This window comes from Lysobacter sp. HA18, from assembly GCF_054057595.1.
This window is the reverse complement of record NZ_JBSRZL010000001.1, coordinates 957,033-977,917: the sequence shown is the minus strand read 5'-3', so window position 1 is coordinate 977,917 and position 20,885 is coordinate 957,033. Positions and strand designations below refer to the sequence as shown.

Annotated in this window: 31 protein-coding genes; 3 read left to right on the top strand and 28 right to left on the bottom strand. The window is 64.7% G+C overall.

Translation table 11 applies throughout. From position 1 onward, the window contains the following. Positions 1–32: 32 nt before the first annotated feature. The 3 genes from ACVWWW_RS04905 to ACVWWW_RS04895 form a co-directional block, all read right to left on the bottom strand. Positions 33–1,238 carry an aminotransferase class I/II-fold pyridoxal phosphate-dependent enzyme gene (locus tag ACVWWW_RS04905; RefSeq protein ID WP_027082439.1) on the bottom strand — a complete coding sequence of 402 codons (1,206 nt, stop codon included), beginning with the start codon at positions 1,236–1,238 and terminating at the stop codon, positions 33–35. 165 nt (positions 1,239–1,403) lie between these two features. Further along, positions 1,404–1,910, bottom strand: coding sequence for a peptidylprolyl isomerase (locus ACVWWW_RS04900; protein WP_027082438.1), 507 nt, complete (start codon positions 1,908–1,910; stop codon positions 1,404–1,406). A gap of 19 nt (positions 1,911–1,929) precedes the next feature. Continuing rightward, complete coding sequence (locus ACVWWW_RS04895) at positions 1,930–2,169, bottom strand: hypothetical protein (RefSeq protein WP_027082437.1); 240 nt, start codon at positions 2,167–2,169, stop codon at positions 1,930–1,932. 77 nt (positions 2,170–2,246) lie between these two features. Here ACVWWW_RS04895 and typA point away from each other — a divergent pair, with 77 nt between their 5' ends. Genes typA through ACVWWW_RS04880 form a run of 3 tightly spaced genes read left to right on the top strand, consistent with a single transcriptional unit; the run spans position 2,247 to position 6,258 of the window. Continuing rightward, positions 2,247–4,076, top strand: coding sequence for a translational GTPase TypA (typA, locus tag ACVWWW_RS04890; protein WP_027082436.1), 1,830 nt, complete (start codon positions 2,247–2,249; stop codon positions 4,074–4,076). A gap of 18 nt (positions 4,077–4,094) precedes the next feature. Next, the gene (locus ACVWWW_RS04885; RefSeq protein ID WP_036141743.1) at positions 4,095–4,580 is read left to right on the top strand and encodes a DUF2127 domain-containing protein; all 486 of its coding nucleotides are present in this window, start codon (positions 4,095–4,097) and stop codon (positions 4,578–4,580) included. 40 nt (positions 4,581–4,620) lie between these two features. Continuing rightward, positions 4,621–6,258, top strand: a complete 1,638-nt coding sequence (locus ACVWWW_RS04880; protein WP_051234919.1) for an amidase — start codon at positions 4,621–4,623, stop codon at positions 6,256–6,258. Positions 6,259–6,340: 82 nt separating this feature from the next. On the opposite strand, the gene ACVWWW_RS04875 is transcribed toward ACVWWW_RS04880, so the two are convergent. From ACVWWW_RS04875 to rplB, 25 genes are all read right to left on the bottom strand, one after another. Then, positions 6,341–7,726 (bottom strand): class II 3-deoxy-7-phosphoheptulonate synthase, encoded by a 1,386-nt coding sequence (locus ACVWWW_RS04875; protein WP_051234917.1) that lies wholly within the window; start codon positions 7,724–7,726, stop codon positions 6,341–6,343. 5 nt (positions 7,727–7,731) lie between these two features. Beyond that, on the bottom strand, positions 7,732–8,238 hold the full coding sequence (locus tag ACVWWW_RS04870) for a disulfide bond formation protein B (protein WP_027082433.1): 507 nt from the start codon (positions 8,236–8,238) through the stop codon (positions 7,732–7,734). 232 nt (positions 8,239–8,470) lie between these two features. Then, positions 8,471–8,842, bottom strand: coding sequence for a 50S ribosomal protein L17 (rplQ, locus tag ACVWWW_RS04865; protein WP_027082432.1), 372 nt, complete (start codon positions 8,840–8,842; stop codon positions 8,471–8,473). Between the two features lie 352 nt (positions 8,843–9,194). Then, on the bottom strand, positions 9,195–10,193 hold the full coding sequence (locus ACVWWW_RS04860; protein WP_027082431.1) for a DNA-directed RNA polymerase subunit alpha: 999 nt from the start codon (positions 10,191–10,193) through the stop codon (positions 9,195–9,197). Positions 10,194–10,242: 49 nt separating this feature from the next. Next, entirely contained in the window at positions 10,243–10,872 is a 630-nt protein-coding gene (rpsD, locus tag ACVWWW_RS04855; RefSeq protein ID WP_027082430.1) for a 30S ribosomal protein S4, read from the bottom strand. Between the two features lie 13 nt (positions 10,873–10,885). Continuing rightward, a complete protein-coding gene (gene rpsK / locus ACVWWW_RS04850) occupies positions 10,886–11,278 on the bottom strand; it encodes a 30S ribosomal protein S11 (RefSeq protein WP_027082429.1) in 393 nt (130 codons plus the stop codon). Between the two features lie 9 nt (positions 11,279–11,287). Beyond that, on the bottom strand, positions 11,288–11,644 hold the full coding sequence (gene rpsM, locus ACVWWW_RS04845; RefSeq protein ID WP_027082428.1) for a 30S ribosomal protein S13: 357 nt from the start codon (positions 11,642–11,644) through the stop codon (positions 11,288–11,290). A gap of 439 nt (positions 11,645–12,083) precedes the next feature. Continuing rightward, positions 12,084–13,412: a preprotein translocase subunit SecY gene (gene secY, locus ACVWWW_RS04840; protein WP_456954669.1), complete on the bottom strand. Its 1,329-nt coding sequence runs from the start codon at positions 13,410–13,412 to the stop codon at positions 12,084–12,086. 28 nt (positions 13,413–13,440) lie between these two features. Next, positions 13,441–13,878 carry a 50S ribosomal protein L15 gene (rplO, locus tag ACVWWW_RS04835; protein WP_027082426.1) on the bottom strand — a complete coding sequence of 146 codons (438 nt, stop codon included), beginning with the start codon at positions 13,876–13,878 and terminating at the stop codon, positions 13,441–13,443. Positions 13,879–13,884: 6 nt separating this feature from the next. Beyond that, the gene (rpmD, locus tag ACVWWW_RS04830) at positions 13,885–14,085 is read right to left on the bottom strand and encodes a 50S ribosomal protein L30 (RefSeq protein WP_027082425.1); all 201 of its coding nucleotides are present in this window, start codon (positions 14,083–14,085) and stop codon (positions 13,885–13,887) included. Continuing rightward, complete coding sequence (gene rpsE, locus ACVWWW_RS04825; RefSeq protein WP_036141738.1) at positions 14,078–14,617, bottom strand: 30S ribosomal protein S5; 540 nt, start codon at positions 14,615–14,617, stop codon at positions 14,078–14,080. Before rpsE ends, rpmD begins: the two co-directional genes overlap by 8 nt. 137 nt (positions 14,618–14,754) lie before the next feature. After that, a complete protein-coding gene (rplR, locus tag ACVWWW_RS04820; RefSeq protein ID WP_027082423.1) occupies positions 14,755–15,108 on the bottom strand; it encodes a 50S ribosomal protein L18 in 354 nt (117 codons plus the stop codon). A 63-nt stretch (positions 15,109–15,171) separates the two neighbouring features. Next, positions 15,172–15,699, bottom strand: coding sequence for a 50S ribosomal protein L6 (gene rplF / locus ACVWWW_RS04815; protein ID WP_027082422.1), 528 nt, complete (start codon positions 15,697–15,699; stop codon positions 15,172–15,174). Positions 15,700–15,712: 13 nt separating this feature from the next. Then, positions 15,713–16,111 carry a 30S ribosomal protein S8 gene (gene rpsH / locus ACVWWW_RS04810; protein WP_027082421.1) on the bottom strand — a complete coding sequence of 133 codons (399 nt, stop codon included), beginning with the start codon at positions 16,109–16,111 and terminating at the stop codon, positions 15,713–15,715. A gap of 95 nt (positions 16,112–16,206) precedes the next feature. Further along, positions 16,207–16,512 carry a 30S ribosomal protein S14 gene (rpsN, locus tag ACVWWW_RS04805; RefSeq protein ID WP_027082420.1) on the bottom strand — a complete coding sequence of 102 codons (306 nt, stop codon included), beginning with the start codon at positions 16,510–16,512 and terminating at the stop codon, positions 16,207–16,209. Between the two features lie 18 nt (positions 16,513–16,530). Continuing rightward, a complete protein-coding gene (gene rplE, locus ACVWWW_RS04800; protein WP_027082419.1) occupies positions 16,531–17,073 on the bottom strand; it encodes a 50S ribosomal protein L5 in 543 nt (180 codons plus the stop codon). An 11-nt stretch (positions 17,074–17,084) separates the two neighbouring features. Next, positions 17,085–17,399, bottom strand: coding sequence for a 50S ribosomal protein L24 (gene rplX, locus ACVWWW_RS04795; RefSeq protein ID WP_027082418.1), 315 nt, complete (start codon positions 17,397–17,399; stop codon positions 17,085–17,087). 14 nt (positions 17,400–17,413) lie between these two features. Beyond that, on the bottom strand, positions 17,414–17,782 hold the full coding sequence (gene rplN / locus ACVWWW_RS04790; protein ID WP_027082417.1) for a 50S ribosomal protein L14: 369 nt from the start codon (positions 17,780–17,782) through the stop codon (positions 17,414–17,416). A 14-nt stretch (positions 17,783–17,796) separates the two neighbouring features. Continuing rightward, the gene (rpsQ, locus tag ACVWWW_RS04785; protein WP_027082416.1) at positions 17,797–18,066 is read right to left on the bottom strand and encodes a 30S ribosomal protein S17; all 270 of its coding nucleotides are present in this window, start codon (positions 18,064–18,066) and stop codon (positions 17,797–17,799) included. A 9-nt stretch (positions 18,067–18,075) separates the two neighbouring features. After that, complete coding sequence (gene rpmC, locus ACVWWW_RS04780; RefSeq protein WP_027082415.1) at positions 18,076–18,264, bottom strand: 50S ribosomal protein L29; 189 nt, start codon at positions 18,262–18,264, stop codon at positions 18,076–18,078. Next, positions 18,264–18,677, bottom strand: coding sequence for a 50S ribosomal protein L16 (gene rplP / locus ACVWWW_RS04775; RefSeq protein ID WP_027082414.1), 414 nt, complete (start codon positions 18,675–18,677; stop codon positions 18,264–18,266). Before rplP ends, rpmC begins: the two co-directional genes overlap by 1 nt. Positions 18,678–18,682: 5 nt before the next feature. Next, the gene (rpsC, locus tag ACVWWW_RS04770) at positions 18,683–19,423 is read right to left on the bottom strand and encodes a 30S ribosomal protein S3 (RefSeq protein ID WP_027082413.1); all 741 of its coding nucleotides are present in this window, start codon (positions 19,421–19,423) and stop codon (positions 18,683–18,685) included. Positions 19,424–19,437: 14 nt separating this feature from the next. Beyond that, a complete protein-coding gene (gene rplV, locus ACVWWW_RS04765; RefSeq protein WP_027082412.1) occupies positions 19,438–19,773 on the bottom strand; it encodes a 50S ribosomal protein L22 in 336 nt (111 codons plus the stop codon). A 10-nt stretch (positions 19,774–19,783) separates the two neighbouring features. Continuing rightward, positions 19,784–20,050 carry a 30S ribosomal protein S19 gene (gene rpsS / locus ACVWWW_RS04760; protein WP_027082411.1) on the bottom strand — a complete coding sequence of 89 codons (267 nt, stop codon included), beginning with the start codon at positions 20,048–20,050 and terminating at the stop codon, positions 19,784–19,786. A gap of 6 nt (positions 20,051–20,056) precedes the next feature. Further along, positions 20,057–20,884 (bottom strand): 50S ribosomal protein L2, encoded by an 828-nt coding sequence (rplB, locus tag ACVWWW_RS04755; RefSeq protein WP_027082410.1) that lies wholly within the window; start codon positions 20,882–20,884, stop codon positions 20,057–20,059. Position 20,885 lies beyond the last annotated feature (1 nt).

Genomic DNA, 20,885 nt, shown 5'->3' with positions numbered 1-20,885 from the left:
GACGCGGAGCTCAACGCTTCCGCGTCCATGTGTCACACGAGCTCTGCGCAGAATTCGCGGAAGCGCTCGAGGCCCGGCAGCAGCTGCGGCGTCGGGCAGGTGTAGCTGATGCGCAGCGCGCGCGGCTCGCCGAACGCCGAGCCCGGCACGCAGGCCACGCCCTTCGTTTCCAGCAGCGCGTTGCAGAACTCGACGTCGCTGTTGATCGCGATGCCGCTGGGGCCGTGCGTCTTGCCGAACGCGAAGCTGATGTCCGGGAACACGTAGAACGCACCCTGCGAACGCGGGCACTTGAGGCCGGGGATGCTGTCCATCACCACCATCACCTGGTCGCGCTTGGCCTGGAACTCGGCCGACTTCTGCTGCGGCACGTCCTGCGGACCGGTTAGCGCTGCGATCGCGGCAGCCGTGGTCACTTCCGGCAGGTTGGTGATGTGGTTCGAGTTCATCGTGACGCAGGCTTGCGCGACGACTTCCGGGCCGGCCATGAAACCGACGCGCCAACCCGGCATGCCGTAGGTCTTGGACAGCGAGTCGATGAAGATCACGCGGTCGCGCAGCTCGGCACGGGCATGCACGAAGTTGTGATAGCCGAGGCCGTCGAACACCATGCGGTTGTAGATGTCGTCGGTGATGATCCAGGTGTCCGGATACTTCACCAGCACGTCGGCGAGCGCGGTGATCTCGTCCTTCGAATAGACCATGCCGGTCGGGTTCGACGGATTGTTGAACAGGAACACGCGCGGCTTCTTCGCGAGCGCGACGTCCAGCTGCGCAGGCGTGAGCTTGTAGTTCTGCTCGGCCGGGCACGGCAGCAGGTCGATCTTCGCGTTGACGATCTCGGCGATGTCGACGTAGCTGGTCCAGTACGGCGTCGGGAAGACGATGGTGTCGCCTTCGTCGAGCAGCGCTTCGGCGAGGTTGTAGATGACGTGCTTGGCGCCGATGCCGGTCGCGCAGTTGGCGCGCGTGTAGCCGGTCATGCCGATCTCGGCCATGTGCGCGAGGAAGGCGTCGATCAGCGCGTCGGCGCCGCGATTGCTGCCGTACTGGCCGCTGTCGTGCGTGAGCGCGTTGGCCGCGGCTTCGTAGACGTGCGGGCCGGGCAGGAAGTTCGGGACGCCGATCGAGAAGCTGATGATGTCGCGGCCTTCGGCCTTGAGACGCTTGGCCTTTTCGGCGACCTGCATGATCGCACTGGGCTTGGCGCGACCGATGCGCGAGGCGATACGGGGCATCGCGGAACCTCGAAAAGTACGGCAGTGGAGGCCGGCCGAGGCGCGACGGCGCAGGGGCCGGAACAGGTCCGAAATGGTATCACGTGAAACTATCGCGCCGCCGGTGGCCCGCCCGGACGCGACGACGCCCGCCGAAGCTACCGGCGGGCGTCGCGAAGCAACGGATTACGGACGGGCGTCGGCGTCGAGCGTCTTGTTCCACTCCGCCACGCGGTCAGCCTTGGCGGCCAGCACGGCGTCGGTATCACCCTCGATCTTGACCGAGCGGATGATGTCGCCCTGCTTCACCGAGTCGACGATCTCCTGGCCTTCCAGCACCTTGCCGAACACGGTGTGCTTGCCGTCGAGCCACGGCGTCGAAACGTGCGTGATGAAGAACTGGCTGCCGTTGGTGTTCGGGCCCGCGTTGGCCATCGAGAGCACGCCGCGGTCGTGCGATAGGCCGTTACGCGCCTCGTCCTCGAACTTGTAGCCCGGGCCGCCGGTGCCCGTGCCCTTGGGGCAGCCGCCCTGGACCATGAAGTCGTTGATGACGCGGTGGAACGACAGGCCGTCGTAGAAGCCACGCTTGGCGAGGTTCACGAAGTTGGCGACCGTGAGCGGCGCCTTGTCGGCGGCGAGCTCGACGCGGATCGGGCCGCGGTCGGTGTCGAAATTGGCGATGAGGGACATGGAAACTCCTGGGGGAGGGTCAGCGGGAGGATTTGGACGCAGCGGCGGTCGCCATCGCGTAACGGGCGAATTGCGCGCCGCAGCCGACGATGCCGAGGCCACCGAGCGCGAGCAGCACAATGTCGGTGCCGGCCGGAACGGACGACGCGTCGATGACACCGTTTCGAAGCAACAGGCCTGCGACGATGAGCAGCGCGGCGACCGTGTCGACCGCGATCAGCCACTTCGGAAACGGCAGTACGGACGGCTGTTCAGGCATGGCGGGCGTCGGCAGCAGTTAGACCGCTATAATAGCCGGCTTCCCTTCTCAGCTTGCGCCTTAAGGCGTCTCTTCGCATGTCTATCGAACGCCTGCGCAACATCGCCATCGTCGCTCACGTCGACCATGGCAAGACCACCCTCGTCGATTGCCTTCTCAAGCAGTCCGGCACGTTCAACGAGCGCACCGTGCTCGCCGAGCGCGTCATGGACAGCAACGACCAGGAAAAGGAACGTGGCATCACGATCCTTTCCAAGAACACCGCGATCACCTGGAACGGCAATCGCATCAACATCGTCGATACGCCGGGCCACGCCGACTTCGGTGGCGAGGTCGAGCGCGTGCTGTCGATGGTCGACTCCGTGCTGATCCTCGTCGACGCGATGGACGGCCCGATGCCGCAGACGCGCTTCGTCACGCAGAAGGCGTTTGCGATGGGCTTCAAGCCGATCGTCGTCGTCAACAAGATCGACCGCCCCGGCGCGCGTCCCGACTGGGTCATCGACCAGGTGTTCGACCTGTTCGACAAGCTCGGCGCGACGAACGAACAGCTCGACTTCCCGATCGTGTACGCGTCCGCGCTGCACGGTTACGCCAGCCTCGACGACAGCGCGCGCAGCGGCGACATGACCCCGCTCTACGAAGCGATCATGAAGCACGTGTCGCCGCCGCAGGTCGATCCGGACGGCCCGTTCCAGATGCGCATCAGCCAGCTGGATTACAGCAACTTCGTCGGCCTGATCGGCGTCGGCCGCGTGCAGCGCGGCAAGGTGCGCACGAACATGCCGGTGAGCGTGGTCGATCGCGAAGGCAAGAAGCGCCAGGGCAAGGTGCTGCAGGTGCTCGGCTTCATGGGCCTCGAGCGCATCGAAGTGCCGGAAGCCGAAGCCGGCGACATCATCGCCATCTCCGGCGTGCAGGACCTCAGCATTTCCGACACCGTGTGTGCTCTTGACGCACCCGAGGCGCTGCCGGCGCTGACCGTCGACGAGCCGACGATCTCGATGACGTTCCAGGTCAACAACTCGCCGTTCGCGGGTAACAAGGATCTGTCGGGCGGCAAGTTCCTCACCAGCCGCCAGCTGCGCGAGCGCCTCGAGCGCGAGACGCTGCACAACGTCGCGCTGAAGGTCGAGGAAGGTTCGGACCCGGACAAGTTCCTCGTCTCGGGCCGCGGCGAGCTTCACCTGTCGGTGCTGATCGAGAACATGCGTCGCGAAGGCTTCGAGCTCGCGGTGTCGCGTCCGGAAGTCATCATCAAGGAAATCGACGGCCAGATGATGGAGCCGGTCGAGCAGCTGGTGGTGGACATCGAGGAAGTGCACCAGGGCGGCGTCATGGAAAAGCTGGGCACGCGTAAGGCGCAGCTGAAGAACATGGAATCCGACGGCAAGGGTCGCGTGCGTCTGGACTACATGATCCCGGCGCGTGGCCTGATCGGCTTCCAGAACGAATTCCGCACGCTGACGCAGGGCTCCGGCCTGCTGTTCCACGTGTTCGACCATTACGGCCCGAAGGAACAGGGCGCGATCGCCAAGCGCATCAACGGCGTGCTGATCGCCAATGCGCCGGGCGCGACGCCGGCGTATTCGCTCGGACCGCTGCAGGAACGCGGCCGCCTGTTCGCGGCGGAAGGCGACATGGTCTACGAGGGCCAGCTCATCGGCATCCACTCGAAGGACAACGACCTCACGGTCAATGCCATCAAGACCAAGCCGCTGACCAACATGCGCGCTTCGGGCAAGGACGATGCGATCCAGCTGAGCCCGGCGATCAAGTACACGCTGGAGCAGGCACTGGACTTCATCGAGGACGATGAGCTCGTCGAAGTCACGCCCAAGGAAATCCGTCTGCGCAAGAAGTTCCTGACGGAAACCGACCGTAAGCGTGAATCGCGCAAGGGCTGAGTCGGTACACTCCCGCCGGTGACGGACCACCCCCGCCCGTACAACACGAATCCGCGCGCCCATCCCGGGTTGCGCGCGATCGCACTGGTCGAAGGCACGAAGGGCCTGCTCGCTCTATTAGCTGCGAGCGGGCTCGAGATCCTGGGCCCGCTGCCGCTGCGCAGCGCGGTCCACGTGCTGATCCGGCATTTCGAACTGAGCTCGACCGACGGCCCGCTGGCTTGGCTCGCGAATGCGATCAGCCCGGGCGCCGTGCATGCGACTGCCGCCATCGCCTTCGTCTACGGCGTGCTGCACGCGGTCGAGGCCTGGGGCCTGTGGCGCGACAAGGTCTGGGCGTCGCTGCTGGGCTGCCTCGCCGCGGCCATCTACCTGCCCTTCGACGTCTATGCGCTCTGGCACCACCCCGGCTGGCCGGCGATCAGCGTGCTCGTCATCAACGTCGTCGTGGTCTACGTGCTCGCGCGTGACCTGATCCGACGCCGAGCCCGCTTGCCCGGCTGACCGCATCGTTGGATGCTGGCGTGTCCTTCTGGAGACCGCCATGCGCCTCGCTCCGCCTGCCCTTCTCCTCGCAACCGCGCTCGCCGGTTGTGCGACCTCGTCGAAGACCGAGCCCGATACGGGCGGCCCGACGATGACCGTCACCGCGCCCGCCGCGACGGATTTCCGCTTCCCGTTCGAAGACGCCGACATCGCGACGCTGTCCGCGCGCATGGCCAAGGGCGAATTGACGAGTCATGCGTTGACGCAGTCCTACCTCGACCGCATCGCCGCGATCGACGACGGCGGTCCGCGACTCAACGCAGTGCTCGCGCTCAATCCCGATGCGATGCGAGAAGCCGATGCGCTCGACGCCGAACGCCGCGACGGCCACGTGCGCGGACCGCTGCACGGCATCCCGATCCTGCTGAAGGACAACATCGACGCCACGCCAATGGCGACGACCGCAGGCTCGCTCGCGCTCTCCGACAATCGCCCCTCGCACGACGCCTTCCTCGTCAAACGCCTGCGCGACGCCGGCGCAGTGATTCTCGGGAAGACCAACCTCAGCGAGTGGGCGAACTTCCGCTCCACGCGCTCGATCTCCGGCTGGAGCGGCGCGGGCGGCCAGACGCGCAGTCCATATGCGCTGGATCGCAATCCGTGCGGCTCCAGTTCCGGTAGCGGTGCCGCGGCCGCGGCAAGTCTCGCGTCGGCAGCGATCGGCACCGAGACCGACGGCAGCATCATCTGCCCGGCGTCGGTGATGGGCGTGGTCGGTTTGAAGCCGACGGTGGGACTCGTCAGCCGCAAGGGCATCGTGCCGATCTCGGTCAGCCAGGACACTGCCGGCCCGATGGCGCGCAGCGTCGCCGACGCCGCGGCCGTGCTGACCGCGATCGCGGCGCCCGACTCCAAGGACCCGGCCTACGGCGGCAAATCGCGGCCGAAATCCGTCGACTACACCGCGCACCTGAAACCCGACGCGCTCAAGGGCGCGCGCATCGGCGTGCTGCGCAAGAGCGCGGGCTACCACCCGGAGGTCGACGCCGCCTTCGATCGCGCGATCGCGGCGCTGAAGGCCGCGGGCGCGACGGTCGTCGATGCCTCCATCCCGACCGCGGGCAAATGGGACGACGCCGAGAACACCGTGCTGACCGCCGAGTTCCGACCGGGCCTCGAGTCCTACCTCGCCCAGGCCGACGCACCGATGCGCCACCTGCGCGACATCATCGAGTTCAACAACGCGCACGCGACGCAGGAGATGCCCTACTTCGGGCAGGAACTGTTCGAGCAGTCGATGAAGGCGCCGGCGTTGTCGTCCTCGCAATACAAGACCGCACGCGACAACGCGCGTCGCCTCGCGGGCCCGGAAGGCATCGATGCCGCGCTCAAGCGCCAGAAGCTCGATGCACTGATCGCGCCGTCGACCGGTCCGTCGTGGCGCATCGACACGGTACTCGGCGATCACTTCAGCGGCGCAGGCTACGGCGCCGCGGCGGTCGCGGGTTATCCGAGCATCAGCGTGCCGATGGGCGATGCGCACGGGCTGCCGCTCGGCCTTGTCTTCCTCGGCAAGAAGTGGAGCGAGCCGCGCCTGATCGAACTCGCGTATTCGTTCGAACAGGCGACGCATGCACGCACGGCACCGCGTTATCTACAGACGATCGATGACGTCAGCACCGTCGCAAGTCACTAGATCGTAGGCTCGAAACAGAACGGCCCCGCGATTCGCTCGCGGAGCCGTCGATTGGAACTCGAAACAGTCGAAGATTGCGTACTTACACCGGCGCGCTGATCTGCGTCTGCTTGCGCACGATCAGCATCGCGATTTCCAGCGCCTGCTCGTAGTTGAGACGTGGATCGACGCTGCTGCGATACGCGCGCTCGAGATCGATTTCCTTGAGCTCGCGCGCGCCACCGAGGCACTCGGTGACGTCTTCGCCGGTAAGTTCGAGATGCACGCCACCCAGGCGCGTTCCCGCCGCGGCGTGCAGGTCGAACGCAGTTTCGACTTCGCCCGCGATGTTCGCGAAGCGACGCGTCTTGTATCCGTTCGCCGTCGCCTCGGTATTGCCATGCATCGGGTCGCAGACCCACAGCACGCGGCGGCCGTCGCGCCGCATCGCATCGAGCAGCGGCGGAAGCTTCGCCGCGATATGCGATGCACCCATGCGATGGATGAACGTCAGGCGCCCGGCTTCGTCTTCGGGGTTCAGGACGTCGACCAGCTTGATCAACATGTCCGGCGTCACCGACGGACCGATCTTCACCGCGATCGGATTGCGGATGCCACGCAGGAATTCGACGTGCGCGCCGTCGATCTGCGCAGTGCGCATGCCGATCCACGGGTAATGCGTGCTGAGATCGAACCAGCCCCAGTTGCGCGGCACCTGGCGCGTCAGCGCTTCCTCGTACGGCAGCAGCAAGGCTTCGTGCGAGGTATAGAAGTCGACGCGATTGAGGTTGTGCACCTCTGCGCCCGACAGCGTTTCCATGAAGCGCACCGCGTCGCCGATCGCAGCGACCATGCGGCGGTATTCGTCGGCGAGCGGCGAATGGCCGACCCAGCCGAGATCCCAGTACTCCGGGTGATGCAGGTCGGCGAAGCCGCCATCGATCAACGCGCGGACGAAGTTCATCGTCATCGCCGAGCGCGCATGCGCCTTGATCATGCGTCGCGGATCCGGGCGTCGCGCCTCGGGCGTGAATGCCGGCGCGTTGACGATGTCGCCGCGATAGCTCGGCAGGCTGACGCCGTCGATCGTTTCCATGTCGGTGGAACGCGGCTTCGCGTACTGACCGGCAAAACGACCGACGCGCACGACCGGCTTGCGCATGCCGTGCACGAGCACGAGCGACATCTGCAGCAACACCTTCAGGCGATTGGAGATGACGTCCGACGAACATTCGTCGAAGTTTTCCGCACAGTCGCCACCCTGCAGCAGGAAGCGCTTGCCTTCCTGCGCTTCGGCGAGTTGCTGCTTGAGGCTGAGGATTTCCCACGACGTCACCAGCGGCGGCAGGCGGCGTAGCTCTGCGAGCGCGGACTCGAACTCGCCGGCGTCGGGATACTGCGGCATCTGCATCGCCGGGCGCGCACGCCACGACTGCGCGCTCCACTCGCGTGGGAGCGACACGGCCTGCAGGTTGTCGTTGATTGCCATCTACCTCACCTTCGACGGAACGCGGCGAACGCGATCCAGATCGCCAGAACCACGAAACAGATCAGCGTCCACACCGGCATGGACTGACCGAGGAACGTCCATTCGATCTTGGCGCATTGTCCGTCACCGGTCAGCACTTTGCGGATGAGCTGGATGAACGGCAGCGTTTCACGCAGGAACGCGAACGGCGGCCCGCACGACGGCACCTGCTCGGGCGGCAGGTGCTGGATCCACACGTGACGACCGGCAATGCCGATGCCCGCAAGCGCGGGTATCAACGCGACGAGTCCCCAGCCGCGACGAGCGCCCGGCCGCTTGGGGCCGACGAGTCCACCGATGAGGAAGATGAGCCCGAGCGACATCACCGCGATGCGCTGGAAGATGCACAGCGGGCACGGCTCGAGTTTGAGCACGTGTTCGGCGTACAGCGCGTACGCCATCAGCGCGCAGCAGGCGACGAAACCCAACAGGAACTGGGTGCGGAATGAAGCGCGGAACGGATTGAGAGCCATAAGGCGACGTGATCCCCGTGATGCGGCCATGGTCGCAGGCAGACGTGCAGGACGCAAAGCGTGCGAGGGAATGAGGTTCATCGTGATTCGTGCAGCGAGGCGAGCCGCACTACGGAGCACGCCTCGCACGCGGGCGTTGATCCACGCTCTCCACAACGCAAAAACCCCGGCGCAAGCCGGGGTTTCTGTCGCGACCGACGACCGAAGTCGCCGATCGATACTTCGGTACTACTTACCGCGCCGCATCCGGACGGTCGACGAGCTCGACGTACGCCATCGGAGCATTGTCGCCAGCGCGGAAGCCGCACTTCAGGATGCGCAGGTAACCGCCCGGACGCTCGCGGTAACGCGGGCCGAGCTCGATGAACAGCTTGCCCACCGCTTCCTTGTCGCGCAGGCGCGAGAAGGCAAGGCGGCGATTGGCGACGCCGTCGGTCTTGCCAAGCGTGATGAGCGGCTCGGCAACGCGACGGAGCTCCTTGGCCTTCGGGAGCGTGGTACGGATCAGGCCCGTCTTGATCAGCGACGCCGCCATGTTGGTGAACATGGCATCGCGGTGAGCGCTGGTGCGGCTGAACTTGCGGCCGGCTTTCTGGTGGCGCATGGCGATCGATTCCTAAGTGAATGTTGGAACTGCTGGATTTCGCTGTCGCCATCCCGGCGTTGACGCTGTGGACTGCGGATGGTCCGGATCCGGTCGTCCTGACCGGATTGCCGCGGGCTTATGCGCCCGTCGGATGGAGCGGGATCCCGTCGGTGAGGACGGGAGCCAGTGCTTGGATGCCTAGGCATTCAAGCGGGTCTTGCTACGTGGCGCTTGAGATGCGGCGCTGCGTCGTGTTGCTGAAGCTGGAGAAGCGGGCAACGAGGGAAGCTAGTTCTCTCGTTGCCCTGCCTGCGCCAGCGGCGCAGGCGTTCGTCGCCGCAGAACGCTTTCGCGTTCTAGCAGCGGCGACTCACCCCATCATTCCGTGCGACGCGATGCCGGCCGGCGGCCAGTTCTCGAGGCGCATGCCGAGCGCGAGCCCGCGCTGCGCGAGCACTTCCTTGATCTCGGTGAGCGACTTCTTGCCGAGGTTCGGCGTCTTGAGCAGCTCGACTTCCGTCTTCTGGATCAGGTCGCCGACGTAGTAGATGTTCTCGGCCTTGAGGCAGTTGGCCGAACGAACCGTCAGCTCGAGATCATCGATCGGACGCAGCAGCAGCGGGTCGACACCACCGGTCGCCGGCTTCGCAGCGCCGCGCTCGCGGTGCGTGAAGTCGCCGAACACCGACAGCTGGTCGGTAAGGATGTCGGCCGCGGTGCGGACGGCTTCCTCGGCGTCGATCGTGCCGTTGGTTTCGATGTCGAGAACCAGCTTGTCGAGGTCCGTGCGCTGTTCGACGCGCGCGGCTTCCACCGCGTAGGCGACGCGACGGACCGGCGAGAAGCTCGCGTCCAGCATCAGGCGACCGATGGCGCGGGTCTCCTCGTCCGGACGACGACGCGCGGCTGCCGGCTGGTAGCCGTAGCCACGCTCGATCTTCAGACGCATGTTGAGCGCGGTGTCCTTGGTCAGGTGCGCGACAACGTGTTCCGGATTGATGATCTCGACGTTGTGGTCGGTGCGGATGTCACCAGCGGTGATGACGCCCGGGCCCGACTTGTTGAGCGACAGCATCGCGCTGTCACCCGTGTGCATGCGAATCGCGACGTCCTTGAGGTTCAGCAGAACCTCGAGCACATCCTCTTCGAGGCCTTCGACCGTGGTGTACTCGTGGAGCACGCCATCGATCTCCACCTCGGTAATTGCGAACCCGGGGATCGACGAAAGCAGCACGCGGCGCAGCGCATTGCCGAGGGTGTGACCGTAGCCGCGCTCGAGCGGCTCGATGACGACCTTGGCGCGATTGCCGGTGAGGCGCTCGATCTGGGGACCACGCGGGCGCAATACCTGGTTGGCGGTAACCGTCATGTTGTGGCTTCTCCTGGGGGCCGACGTCGTCACGCCGGCCCGGATGAAATTACTTCGAGTACAACTCGACGATGAGCGCTTCGTTGATGTCGGCCGGCAGGTCTGCACGGTCCGGAACCGACTTGAAGACGCCGGCGAACTTCTTCGCGTCGACTTCAATCCACGAGGGCGACAGATCCATCTGCTGGGCGACCGTCAGGGCCTCCTGCACACGGAGCTGCTTCTGCGCGCGCTCGGCGAGCGCGATCGCGTCCCCGGCCTTCACCTGGTACGACGGCAGATTGACGATCTTGCCGTTGACGGTGACGCCGCGGTGGCTGACGAGCTGGCGAGCAGCCGCGCGGGTGACCGCGAAGCCCATGCGATAGATGACGTTGTCGAGACGCGTCTCGAGCAACTGCAGCAGGTTCTCGCCGGTGTTGCCCTTCCGGTTCGAAGCCTTCTTGTAGTAGTTGCGGAACTGACGCTCCAGCAGGCCGTAGATACGCTTGACCTTCTGCTTCTCGCGAAGCTGGGTGGCGTAGTCGGACAGCTTGCCCTTGCGGGCGGTGGCGCCGTGCTGGCCGGGCTTCTGCTCGAGCTTGCACTTCGAGTCGAGGGCGCGGGCCGGCGACTTCAGGCTGAGGTCGGCGCCTTCGCGGCGCGCGAGCTTACAGGTAGGACCGATATAGCGTGCCATGTCTTATTCCTCCTCAGACGCGGCGCTTCTTCGGCGGACGGCATCCGTTGTGCGGGATGGGCGTCACGTCGATGATGTTGAGGATCTTGTAGCCGACGTTGTTGAGCGAACGTACGGCCGATTCACGACCCGGACCCGGGCCCTTGATGCGGACTTCCAGCGCCTTGACGCCGTAATCCATCGCAGCGCGACCGGCCTTTTCGGCGGCGACCTGCGCGGCGAACGGGGTCGACTTGCGCGAACCGCGGAAACCCGCGCCGCCCGACGTCGCCCACGACAGCGCATTACCCTGGCGGTCGGTGATCGTGATGATGGTGTTGTTGAACGAAGCGTGGACATGCGCGATGCCGTCAGTGACGACGCGCTTGATCTTCTTCTTCGGAGCTTTCGCGGCAGGCTTGGCCATGTCGGTTCCTTACTTCTTGATGGCCTTGCGCGGACCCTTGCGGGTACGAGCATTGGTCCGGGTGCGCTGACCACGCAGCGGCAGGCCGCGGCGGTGACGGAGGCCGCGGTACGAACCGAGGTCCATCAGGCGCTTGATGGCCATGCCGATCTCGCGGCGGAGGTCGCCCTCGACCACGAACTTGCCGACTTCGCCACGCAGGCGCTCGACTTCCGGCTCGGACAGGTCACGGATCTTCGTCGTGGGCTTGACGCCCGCCGACTCGCAGACCTGCTTGGAACGGGTACGGCCAATGCCGTAGATGCTCTGCAGCCCCACCCAGACGTGCTTCTGGGCAGGCAGGTTTACACCTGCAATACGCGCCATGAGGCGATCTCCAAACTGAAATGCGCCCGGCTCGCGCCCGGCGGTGAACTCTCGAGAAAAAACCCGAAATTGGTGTGTCCCGGCTTGCTTGGAGCCGATGCGGCGAACCGCTTCGACCCGGCATGGGGAGTGTGCCCATGCTCCGGCGACGAACCCCGGCTGTACCGGACATTGCGGCGAACCGCCCTGCCCGGCCCCGCGCGCTCCTCAGGCACGCGTATGGCCAAGGGTCCACCCGTGCGCGGGACTGCCGCCCGGGTCGCCCATGTGCGGCGCCGACTCGAGGGTCGACGTACCGCGTCGTGTTTCGTTTCGCCATCCCGGCCGGGATTCAAACCGATCGGCCATCCTGGCCTGGAGCAGCAGGCGCCACTCAGCGCGCCATTATGCCATCAAACGGCGAGCCGTGCAGCCCGCGTGAGGACTGCAAGCGGCCGCATCAGCGGCCGCGGTTGCCGCCACGAAGATTCGCCTTCTTGAGCAGGCTCTCGTACTGGTGCGACATCAGGTGCGCCTGGATCTGCGCAATGAAGTCCATCACCACCACGACCACGATCAACAGCGACGTGCCGCCGAAGTAGAACGAGGTACCGAGCTGCGTGCGCATGATCTCCGGCAGCAGGCACACCAGCACCAGGTACACCGCGCCGGCAGCCGTCAGTCGCGTCAGCACGCCGTCGATGTAGTCGGCGGTCGCGCGGCCCGGACGGATACCCGGAATGAGCGCACCGGACTTCTTCAAGTTCTCGGCAGTTTCCTGCGAGTTGAAGACGAGAGCGGTGTAGAAGAATGCGAAGCCGATGATCAGCGCCGCGTACAGAATCATGTGCAGCGGCTCGCCGGGCGACAGCATCTGGCTGAGCTTGAGCAGCCACGACTGCGAGTTGTTCTGGCTGAACCATGTGGCGGCGGTGGCCGGGAACATGACGATGCTCGACGCGAAGATCGCCGGGATGACGCCCGACATGTTGAGCTTCAGCGGCAGGAACGACGTCTGGTTCTGGTAGGCGCTGCGACCACCTTGGCGACGCGCGTAGTTCACTGTGATGCGGCGCTGGCCGCGCTCGACAAACACCACGAAGTACGTGAAACCGAGGACCAGCGCGAGCGTCATCAGCGCGGCGGGCGCACTGATGTCGCCGTCGCGGATCTGGCCGAACATGTTGATCACTTCGGCCGGGATTCGCGACACGATGCCGGCAAAGATTAGCAGCGAAATGCCGTTGCCGATGCCGCGCTCGGTGATCTGCTCGCCGAGCCACATCAGGAAAACCGTGCCGGCCGTCAATGCGACGACCGCAGTAATGATGAAACCGGGGCCACCCGCGTACACGACCGGCGTGCCGCCCGGTGCGGTCGCGGTCTGCAGCCAGGTCGCGATGCCCCACGCCTGGAACACGGCGAGCGGGATCGTGCCGAGGCGCGACCACTGGTTGATCTTGCGCCGACCCGATTCGCCTTCCTTCTGGATGGCCTTCAGGCTCGGCACCATCTGCGTGAGCAGCTGGACCACGATCGACGCCGAGATGTACGGCGCGACGTTCAGTGCGAACAGGCTCAGGCGATGCAGTGCACCGCCCGAAAACATGTTGAACATGTCGACGATCGTCCCCTGGCGGGTCGACATGAAGTCGACCATCGCCTGGGGATTCACGCCCGGGACCGGGACGTAGCAGCCGATTCGATAGACGATCAGCGCCGCGACGACGAAAAGAAGTCGCTGGCGAAGCTCGGTGAACTTACCGACGCCGCCACCGAGGCCGGCCATCGAATTGCTGCTACGCGCCATCAGGCCCTTACTCCGAAATCGAACCGCCAGCGGCTTCGATCGCCGCCTTAGCGCCTGCCGTTGCCGACACGCCCTTCAGAACGAACGCCTTGGTGACGTCGCCCTTCTTGACGATCTTCACCTTCTTCACGTTCGGCGCCACGAGACCTGCCGCCTTCAACGAAGTGATGCTGATCTCGCCGGCTTCAAGACCTTCCAGTGCGTACAGCAGCACTTCGGACGATTCCTTCGCCGTGGTCGAACGGAAACCGATCTTCGGCAGGCGACGCTGCATGGGCATCTGACCGCCTTCGAAGCCGGCCTTGATCTTGCCCTTGCCCGAACGCGCGAACGAACCCTTGTGGCCGCGACCACAGGTCTTGCCCAGGCCGGAACCGATACCACGACCGACGCGCTTGCGTTCGGTACGGGCGCCGTCGCCGGGCTGCAATGTATTCATACGCATGGTCGATTACTCCTCGACGCGAACGAGGTAGTGAACCTTATTGATCAGGCCGCGTACCTGCGGGCTGTCCTTCAGTTCACGAACATCGTTGATCTTGTTGAGACCCAACGCGCGCACCGACAGACGATGAATCGACTGCGTGCCGCGAAGACCCTTGACCAGACGGACCTTGACGGTGCCGCCCTCGACAGCCTGGTTCTTAACCATGGACCAGATCCTCCACCTTCTTGCCGCGCTTGGCCGCGATCTGCGACGGCGACCGGACGTCGGTCAGGCCGCGCATCGTGGCGCGCACGAGGTTGATCGGATTACGCGAACCGACGGCCTTAGCGAGGACGTTCTTGACGCCCGCCACTTCGAGTACCGCACGCATCGCGCCGCCGGCGATGACACCGGTACCTTCGGACGCGGGCTGCATGAACACGCGGGCTGCGCCGTGGCCGGCCTTGACCGTGTGCCACAACGTGCCGTTGTTCAAATCGACCTTCACCATCGACTTGCGCGCGTGCTCCATCGACTTCTGGATCGCGACCGGCACTTCGCGCGCCTTGCCGTAACCGAAACCGACCTTGCCGTTGCCGTCGCCCACCACCGTCAATGCGGTGAAGGTGAACTGGCGACCGCCCTTGACCGTCTTGCTGACGCGGTTGACCGCGATCAGCTTCTCGATCATGCCGTCGTCGACTTCCTCGCGGTTGCGATCACGATCGCGACCGCGCTGCTGACGTTCTTCTGCCATGTTGATTCTCTGTAGTGAAAGGATTTGCGGCGTGGCCGCTTATGGTTGTGTGTTACCGCGGGTGCATCAACGGCGCGGGAATCCGCGCCGTTGCCCGGTGCACGACTGCACCGGCAGGCCGAACGGCGAAGCCGTTCTTAGAACTGCAGGCCACCTTCGCGGGCGGCATCGGCGAGCGCCTTGATGCGGCCGTGATAGCGGTAGCCCGAACGGTCGAATGCGACCTTCTCGATGCCGGCGGCCTTGGCCTTCTCGGCGATCGTGCGACCGACCTTGGTGGCGGCGTCAGCGTTCTTGCCGTTCTTCAGGCCGTCGCGGACGTCGGACTGGAGGGTCGACGCGGATGCGAGGACCTTCGAGCCGTCGGACGAGAAGATCTGGGCGTACAGGTGCTGGCCGGTGCGGAGCACCGACAGGCGCGGCACGCCGAGCACACGGATGTGCGAGCGGGTCGACTTGGCGCGGCGAAGGCGAGCGATTTTCTTAAGCATGGTCTTGTCCTCGAAAGCTGAAGGCGGAAGGTCCGGCGCCGCGTTCGGCGGCGCCCGGCCGGATTAGGCCTTCTTGGCTTCCTTACGAATGATCACTTCGCCCGCGTACTTCACACCCTTGCCCTTGTAGGGCTCCGGCGGACGGAAGCCACGGATCTTGGCGGCCACTTCACCGACGAGCTGCTTGTCGGTGCCCGCGACCAGGATCTCGGTCTGCGTCGGCGTGGTGATGGTGATGCCTTCCGGCGCCGGGAACACGACCGGGTGCGAGAACCCCAGCGAGAGGTTCAGGTCCTTGCCCTGCATCGACGCGCGGTAGCCGACGCCGACGAGCTCGAGCTTCTTCTCGAAACCGTCGGAGACACCCTTGACCATGTTGGCCAGGATGGCGCGCAGCGTACCGGTGAGCGGGATCAGCGCGGCATCCGGCGTCGTGAACACGGCGGTGCCGTCTTCGATCTTGACGTCGATCGCGACCGGCTTCGGGACGCTCAGCGAGCCCTTCGGACCCTTGGCACTGATCGACTCGGGCTGGATGTTGAGCTCGACACCCTTCGGAAGGGCGACCGGCTTCTTGGCAACTCGGGACATGTCGATTCCTCCCTTAAGCCACGACGCACAGGACTTCGCCACCGACGCCCTGCTGGCGCGCCTGCGAGTCGGTCATGATGCCCTTCGAGGTGGAGATGATGGAGATACCGAGGCCGTTGAGCACCTTCGGAAGCTCACCCTTGCCGCGGTACTGGCGACGACCCGAACGCGAGAAGCGCTCGAGACGCTCGATCACCGGACGGCCTTCGTAATACTTCAGCGCGATTTCGAGCTGGGTCTTGCCCGGGCCCGCTTCAGCGGTGCGGAAGTCGAGGATGTAGCCCTCTTCCTTCAACACGCCGGCGATCGCGGCTTTGATCTTGGACGACGGCATCGTAACCGTCTGCTTCCGAACAGCCGCCGCATTCTTGATGCGGACCAGCATGTCGGCGATGGGATCAGTCATGCTCATGAGAGTTTCCTTATGAGAAGCACCGATATCCGCGGGATTGCGAATTTCAGTTGTAAGCCGCGGCGAGTCGCCCCGCCGCGGTGAAGCCGACTATGTTACCAGCTCGCCTTGCGGAGGCCGGGCACATCGCCGTTCATCGTTGCCTTGCGAAGCATGTTGCGGCCGAGGCCGAACTTGCGATACACGCCACGCGGACGGCCCGACAGCGCGCAACGGTTGCGCTGGCGCGACGGCGAGGAGTCACGCGGCAGCTTCTGCAGCTTGACGACCGCGTCCATCTTGTCTTCGTACGAAGCGGTGTCGCTGGCGATGATCTTCTTGAGCTCGTCACGCTTCGCGCCGTAACGCTTGGCGAGCTTCGCGCGCTTGATCTCGCGGTTGACCATGGAGGTCTTAGCCATGTGTGTCGTCCTTAGGGATCAGTTGCGGAACGGGAAGCGGAAGGCTTCGAGCAGCGCCTTGGCTTCGGCGTCGGTCTTCGCGGTCGTGGTGATCGCGATGTCCATGCCGCGCAGCGCGTCGACCTGATCGAAATCGATTTCCGGGAAGATGATCTGTTCCTTGACGCCCATGTTGTAGTTGCCACGGCCGTCGAACGACTTGCCCGACACGCCGCGGAAGTCGCGGACGCGCGGAAGCGAGATGTTCACCAGGCGATCGAGGAACTCGAACATCTTGGCGCGGCGCAGGGTCACCTTCGCGCCGATCGGCCAGCCGTCGCGGATCTTGAACGAAGCGACCGACACGCGGCTCTTCGTCACGATCGGCTTCTGGCCCGCGATCTTGGTCATGTCCGCGACCGCGTTTTCCAGGATCTTCTTGTTGGTCGCGGCTTCACCGACGCCCATGTTGAGCGTGATCTTGTCCAGACGCGGCACTTCCATCACGTTCTTGTAGCCGAACTTCTGGATGAGCTGCGGGACGACTTCGTCCTTGTAGAACTTTTCGAGACGGGTGGTCATTTCTGCATTCCTCAGGCGTCAACCGCCTCACCGCTGGAGCGGAACACACGCAATTTGCGTCCATCCTCCAGCACCTTGAAAGCAACGCGCTCGCCCTTGCCCGTCGCCGGGTTGAGGACCATCACGTTGGACGCGTGGATCGGCGCTTCGCGCTCGATGACGCCACCTGGCTGACCCGCCTGCGGGTTCGGCTTGGTGTGGCGCTTGACCACGTTGACATTGGACACAACGACCTTGTCGCCGAGCACGCGGACGATCTCGCCCTGCTTGCCCTTGTCCTTGCCGGCTGTAACGACCACCTGGTCGCCCTTGCGGATACGGTTCATGAATTTTCCTCCGCTCAGAGAACTTCAGGGGCGAGCGACACGATCTTCATGAACTTTTCGGTACGCAGCTCGCGCGTAACCGGTCCGAAGATGCGGGTGCCGATCGGCTCCTGCTTGTTGTTGAGCAGCACGGCGGCATTGCCGTCGAAACGAATCAGCGAACCGTCGGGACGACGGACGCCCTTGCGGGTGCGCACGACGACGGCGTCATAGACGTCGCCCTTCTTCACCTTGCCGCGCGGAATCGCGTCCTTGACGGACACTTTGATGATGTCACCGATGCCGGCGTAACGGCGCTTCGAGCCGCCCAGCACCTTGATGCACATCACTTCCTTTGCGCCGGAATTGTCGGCCACGTCGAGGTAGCTCTGCATCTGGATCATGATTAGCTCTCCTCTTAACCGGCCGCGCGGGTGACGACCTGCACCACGCGCCAGTTCTTGGTCTTCGACATCGGCGCAATTTCCTGCAGGCGGACGATGTCGCCCTCGTTGCAGGAGTTGTCGGCGTCATGCGCGTGCAGCTTGGACGAGCGACGGATGTACTTGCCGTACAGCGCGTGCTTGACCTGGCGCTCGATGAGCACGGTTACGGTCTTGTCCATCTTGTTGCTGACGACGCGACCTTCGACCGTGCGAATTGCCTTCTCTGTATTGTTGTCGGTCATGGCGGGTCCTTACTTCTGGTTCTGGCCCAGCAGCGTCATCGTGCGAGCGATCTCGCGACGGACGCGGCGGACGTTGTGGCTCTTGGCGAGCTGACCCGTGGCCTGCTGCATGCGGAGCGCGAAACGCTCCTTGTGCAGGTCGGTCAGATGGGTATTCAGCTCGTCGGCCGACTTCATGCGAAGTTCCTTGAGTTCCATTAGCGCACCGTCCGGGTAACGAAGGTGGTGGTGACGGAGAGCTTGGCCGAGGCAAGACGGAACGCTTCGCGCGCGACTTCCTCGCTGACGCCCTCGATCTCGTAAATCATGCGGCCGGGCTGGATCTGCGCGACCCAGTACTCGACGTTGCCCTTACCCGAGCCCATTCGGACTTCGATCGGCTTCTGGGTGATCGGCTTGTCGGGGAACACGCGGATCCACATCTTGCCGCCGCGCTTGACGTAGCGGCTGATCGCGCGGCGTGCCGCTTCGATCTGACGCGCGGTGAGCTGGCCGTGGGCGGTTGCCTTCAGACCGAACTCGCCGAAGCTGACGGCGTTCGCGCTCCAGCTCAGGCCGTCATTGCGGCCCTTGTGCATCTTGCGGAATTTGGTTCGCTTGGGTTGCAGCATGGCGATTACCTCTGCTCGCGGCCGCGACGATCATTGCGATCGCCACGATCACCGCGGTCCGAGCGCTCGCCGCGCGGCGACGAGTTCTCTTCCTGCTTTTCCTGGCCGACCTGGGCGAAGTCGAAGATCTCGCCCTTGTAGATCCAGGTCTTGATACCGATGATCCCGTACGTGGTCTTCGCTTCAGCGAAGCCGTAGTCGATATCGGCGCGGAGGGTGTGAAGCGGCACGCGGCCTTCGCGGTACCACTCCGAACGGGCGATTTCCGCACCGTTGAGGCGGCCTGCGACGTTGACCTTGATGCCCAGCGCACCGAGACGCATCGCGTTGCCGACCGCACGCTTCATCGCGCGGCGGAACATGATGCGACGCTCGAGCTGCTGCGCGATGGACTCGGCGACGAGCTGCGCGTCGAGTTCCGGCTTCCGAACCTCCGACACGTTGATGTGCGCCGGAACGCCCATCACGTCGCTGACTTCCTTACGCAGCTTCTCGATGTCCTCGCCACGCTTGCCGATCACCACGCCCGGACGGGCGGTGTGGATCGTGACGCGCGCGTTGTTGGCAGGACGCTCGATGAGGATCTTCGAGATGCCGGCGGCGGCCAGCTTCTTGCGAAGAAGGGCGCGGACCTTGAGGTCAGCCGCCAGGTACCCGGCGTACTGCTTCTTGTTGGCGAACCACTTCGAGTTCCAGTCCTTGGCAATGCCCAGGCGGATACCGGTGGGATGAACTTTATGACCCATGAGTCTGCTCCGCCTTACTTGCCTGCGCCCACGACCACAGTGATGTGGCTGGTGCGCTTGAGGATGCGGGTGCCGCGGCCCTTGGCCCGCGCCATGAAGCGCTTCAGCGTCGGACCTTCGTCGACCATGATGGTCTTGACGCGCAGGTCGTCGGCATCCGCGCCGAGGTTGTTCTCGGCGTTCGAGGCAGCGGAGAACACGACCTTGTAGATCATGCCCGCGACCTTCTTGTCGGAGAACTTGAGCAGGCTCAGAGCGCGCTCGACCGGCAGGCCACGGACCTGGTCGGCGACGAGACGGGCCTTCTGGGGGGAGATGCGCGCGCTGCGCAGGATGGCTTTCGCTTCCATGGTCATCTCCTTACTTCGACTTCTTGTCGGCCACGTGACCCTTGAACGTCCGGGTCATGGCGAACTCGCCGAGCTTGTGTCCGACCATGTTCTCGTTGACGAGAACCGGGATGTGGTTCTTCCCGTTATGGACGGCGATCGTGAAGCCGATCATTTCCGGCAACACGGTCGAACGACGCGACCAGGTCTTGATCGGCTTCTTGTTGTTGCCCGCGGTCTCCACCTTCTTGATCAGGTGGTGGTCGACGAACGGGCCCTTCTTCAGTGAACGTGGCATGGCCGATTAGCTCCTGCGATCGCGAACGATGAACTGCTGCGTCCGCTTGTTCTTGCGGGTCTTGTAACCCTTGGTCGGGACGCCCCACGGGGTGACCGGATGCGGATTACCCTGGCCCGCCTTGGCCTCACCACCGCCGTGCGGATGGTCGACCGGGTTCATGGCGGCGCCGCGAACGGTCGGGCGAACACCGCGCCAGCGCTTCGCACCGGCCTTGCCCAACTTCTCGAGGTTGTGCTCGTCGTTGCCGACTTCGCCGATGGTCGCGCAGCAGTCCGCCGGAACCTTGCGCATCTCGCCCGAACGCAGGCGGAGCGTGGCGTAACCCTGCTCGCGAGCGACCAGCTGGACGCCGGCGCCAGCGGCGCGGGCCAGCTGCGCACCCTTGCCCGGCTTCATCTCGATGCAATGCACCGTGGAGCCGACCGGGATGTTGGTGAGCGGAAGCGTGTTGCCGACGCGGATCGGAGCATCACGGCCCGCGATCACCTGATCGCCGGTCGCCAGGCCCTTCGGCGCGATGATGTAGCGGCGCTCACCGTCGACGTAGCACAGCAGCGCGATGTGCGCGGTGCGGTTCGGGTCGTACTCGATGCGTTCGACGCGGGCGGGGATACCGACCTTGTCGCGCTTGAAGTCGATGATGCGGTAATGCTGCTTGTGGCCACCGCCGATGTGGCGGGTGGTGATGCGGCCGTGGTGGTTACGGCCACCACTCTTGCCCTGCTTCTCCACGAGACCCTGGTACGGGTCGCCCTTGTGGAGGCCGGGAGTCACCACGCGGACCGCACTACGGCGGCCGGGCGAGGTGGGCTTGAAGGTCATCAATGCCATC

Coding starts and splice junctions, on each gene's coding strand:
- rpsD (WP_027082430.1), bottom strand. CDS start 10,872: ATGGCACGCTATATCGGTCCTACCTGTAAGCTCGCGCGCCGCGAAGGC.
- ACVWWW_RS04875 (WP_051234917.1), bottom strand. CDS start 7,726: ATGGCAATCAACGACAACCTGCAGGCCGTGTCGCTCCCACGCGAGTGG.
- rplE (WP_027082419.1), bottom strand. CDS start 17,073: ATGACCACCCGTCTCGAAAAGTTCTACAAGGACGAAGTCGTCCCGCAG.
- rpsC (WP_027082413.1), bottom strand. CDS start 19,423: ATGGGTCATAAAGTTCATCCCACCGGTATCCGCCTGGGCATTGCCAAG.
- rpsH (WP_027082421.1), bottom strand. CDS start 16,111: ATGAGCATGACTGATCCCATCGCCGACATGCTGGTCCGCATCAAGAAT.
- ACVWWW_RS04880 (WP_051234919.1), top strand. CDS start 4,621: ATGCGCCTCGCTCCGCCTGCCCTTCTCCTCGCAACCGCGCTCGCCGGT.
- rpsS (WP_027082411.1), bottom strand. CDS start 20,050: ATGCCACGTTCACTGAAGAAGGGCCCGTTCGTCGACCACCACCTGATC.
- rpsQ (WP_027082416.1), bottom strand. CDS start 18,066: ATGACCGACAACAATACAGAGAAGGCAATTCGCACGGTCGAAGGTCGC.
- rplX (WP_027082418.1), bottom strand. CDS start 17,399: ATGAACCGTATCCGCAAGGGCGACCAGGTGGTCGTTACAGCCGGCAAG.
- rplQ (WP_027082432.1), bottom strand. CDS start 8,842: ATGCGCCACCAGAAAGCCGGCCGCAAGTTCAGCCGCACCAGCGCTCAC.
- ACVWWW_RS04860 (WP_027082431.1), bottom strand. CDS start 10,193: ATGACGGTTACCGCCAACCAGGTATTGCGCCCGCGTGGTCCCCAGATC.
- rpmC (WP_027082415.1), bottom strand. CDS start 18,264: ATGGAACTCAAGGAACTTCGCATGAAGTCGGCCGACGAGCTGAATACC.
- rpsE (WP_036141738.1), bottom strand. CDS start 14,617: ATGGCAGAAGAACGTCAGCAGCGCGGTCGCGATCGTGATCGCAACCGC.
- rplP (WP_027082414.1), bottom strand. CDS start 18,677: ATGCTGCAACCCAAGCGAACCAAATTCCGCAAGATGCACAAGGGCCGC.
- rpmD (WP_027082425.1), bottom strand. CDS start 14,085: ATGGTTAAGAACCAGGCTGTCGAGGGCGGCACCGTCAAGGTCCGTCTG.
- rpsM (WP_027082428.1), bottom strand. CDS start 11,644: ATGGCGCGTATTGCAGGTGTAAACCTGCCTGCCCAGAAGCACGTCTGG.
- secY (WP_456954669.1), bottom strand. CDS start 13,412: ATGGCCGGCCTCGGTGGCGGCGTCGGTAAGTTCACCGAGCTTCGCCAG.
- ACVWWW_RS04905 (WP_027082439.1), bottom strand. CDS start 1,238: ATGCCCCGTATCGCCTCGCGCATCGGTCGCGCCAAGCCCAGTGCGATC.
- rplO (WP_027082426.1), bottom strand. CDS start 13,878: ATGCGTATGAATACATTGCAGCCCGGCGACGGCGCCCGTACCGAACGC.
- rpsK (WP_027082429.1), bottom strand. CDS start 11,278: ATGGCCAAGCCTGCCGCGAAAGCTCCGAAGAAGAAGATCAAGCGCGTC.
- typA (WP_027082436.1), top strand. CDS start 2,247: ATGTCTATCGAACGCCTGCGCAACATCGCCATCGTCGCTCACGTCGAC.
- ACVWWW_RS04900 (WP_027082438.1), bottom strand. CDS start 1,910: ATGTCCCTCATCGCCAATTTCGACACCGACCGCGGCCCGATCCGCGTC.
- rplN (WP_027082417.1), bottom strand. CDS start 17,782: ATGATCCAGATGCAGAGCTACCTCGACGTGGCCGACAATTCCGGCGCA.
- rpsN (WP_027082420.1), bottom strand. CDS start 16,512: ATGGCTAAGACCTCCATGGTCAACCGCGAGATCAAGCGCGCGAAGCTC.
- rplF (WP_027082422.1), bottom strand. CDS start 15,699: ATGTCCCGAGTTGCCAAGAAGCCGGTCGCCCTTCCGAAGGGTGTCGAG.
- rplB (WP_027082410.1), bottom strand. CDS start 20,884: ATGGCATTGATGACCTTCAAGCCCACCTCGCCCGGCCGCCGTAGTGCG.
- rplV (WP_027082412.1), bottom strand. CDS start 19,773: ATGGAAGCGAAAGCCATCCTGCGCAGCGCGCGCATCTCCCCCCAGAAG.
- ACVWWW_RS04870 (WP_027082433.1), bottom strand. CDS start 8,238: ATGGCTCTCAATCCGTTCCGCGCTTCATTCCGCACCCAGTTCCTGTTG.
- ACVWWW_RS04895 (WP_027082437.1), bottom strand. CDS start 2,169: ATGCCTGAACAGCCGTCCGTACTGCCGTTTCCGAAGTGGCTGATCGCG.
- rplR (WP_027082423.1), bottom strand. CDS start 15,108: ATGCTTAAGAAAATCGCTCGCCTTCGCCGCGCCAAGTCGACCCGCTCG.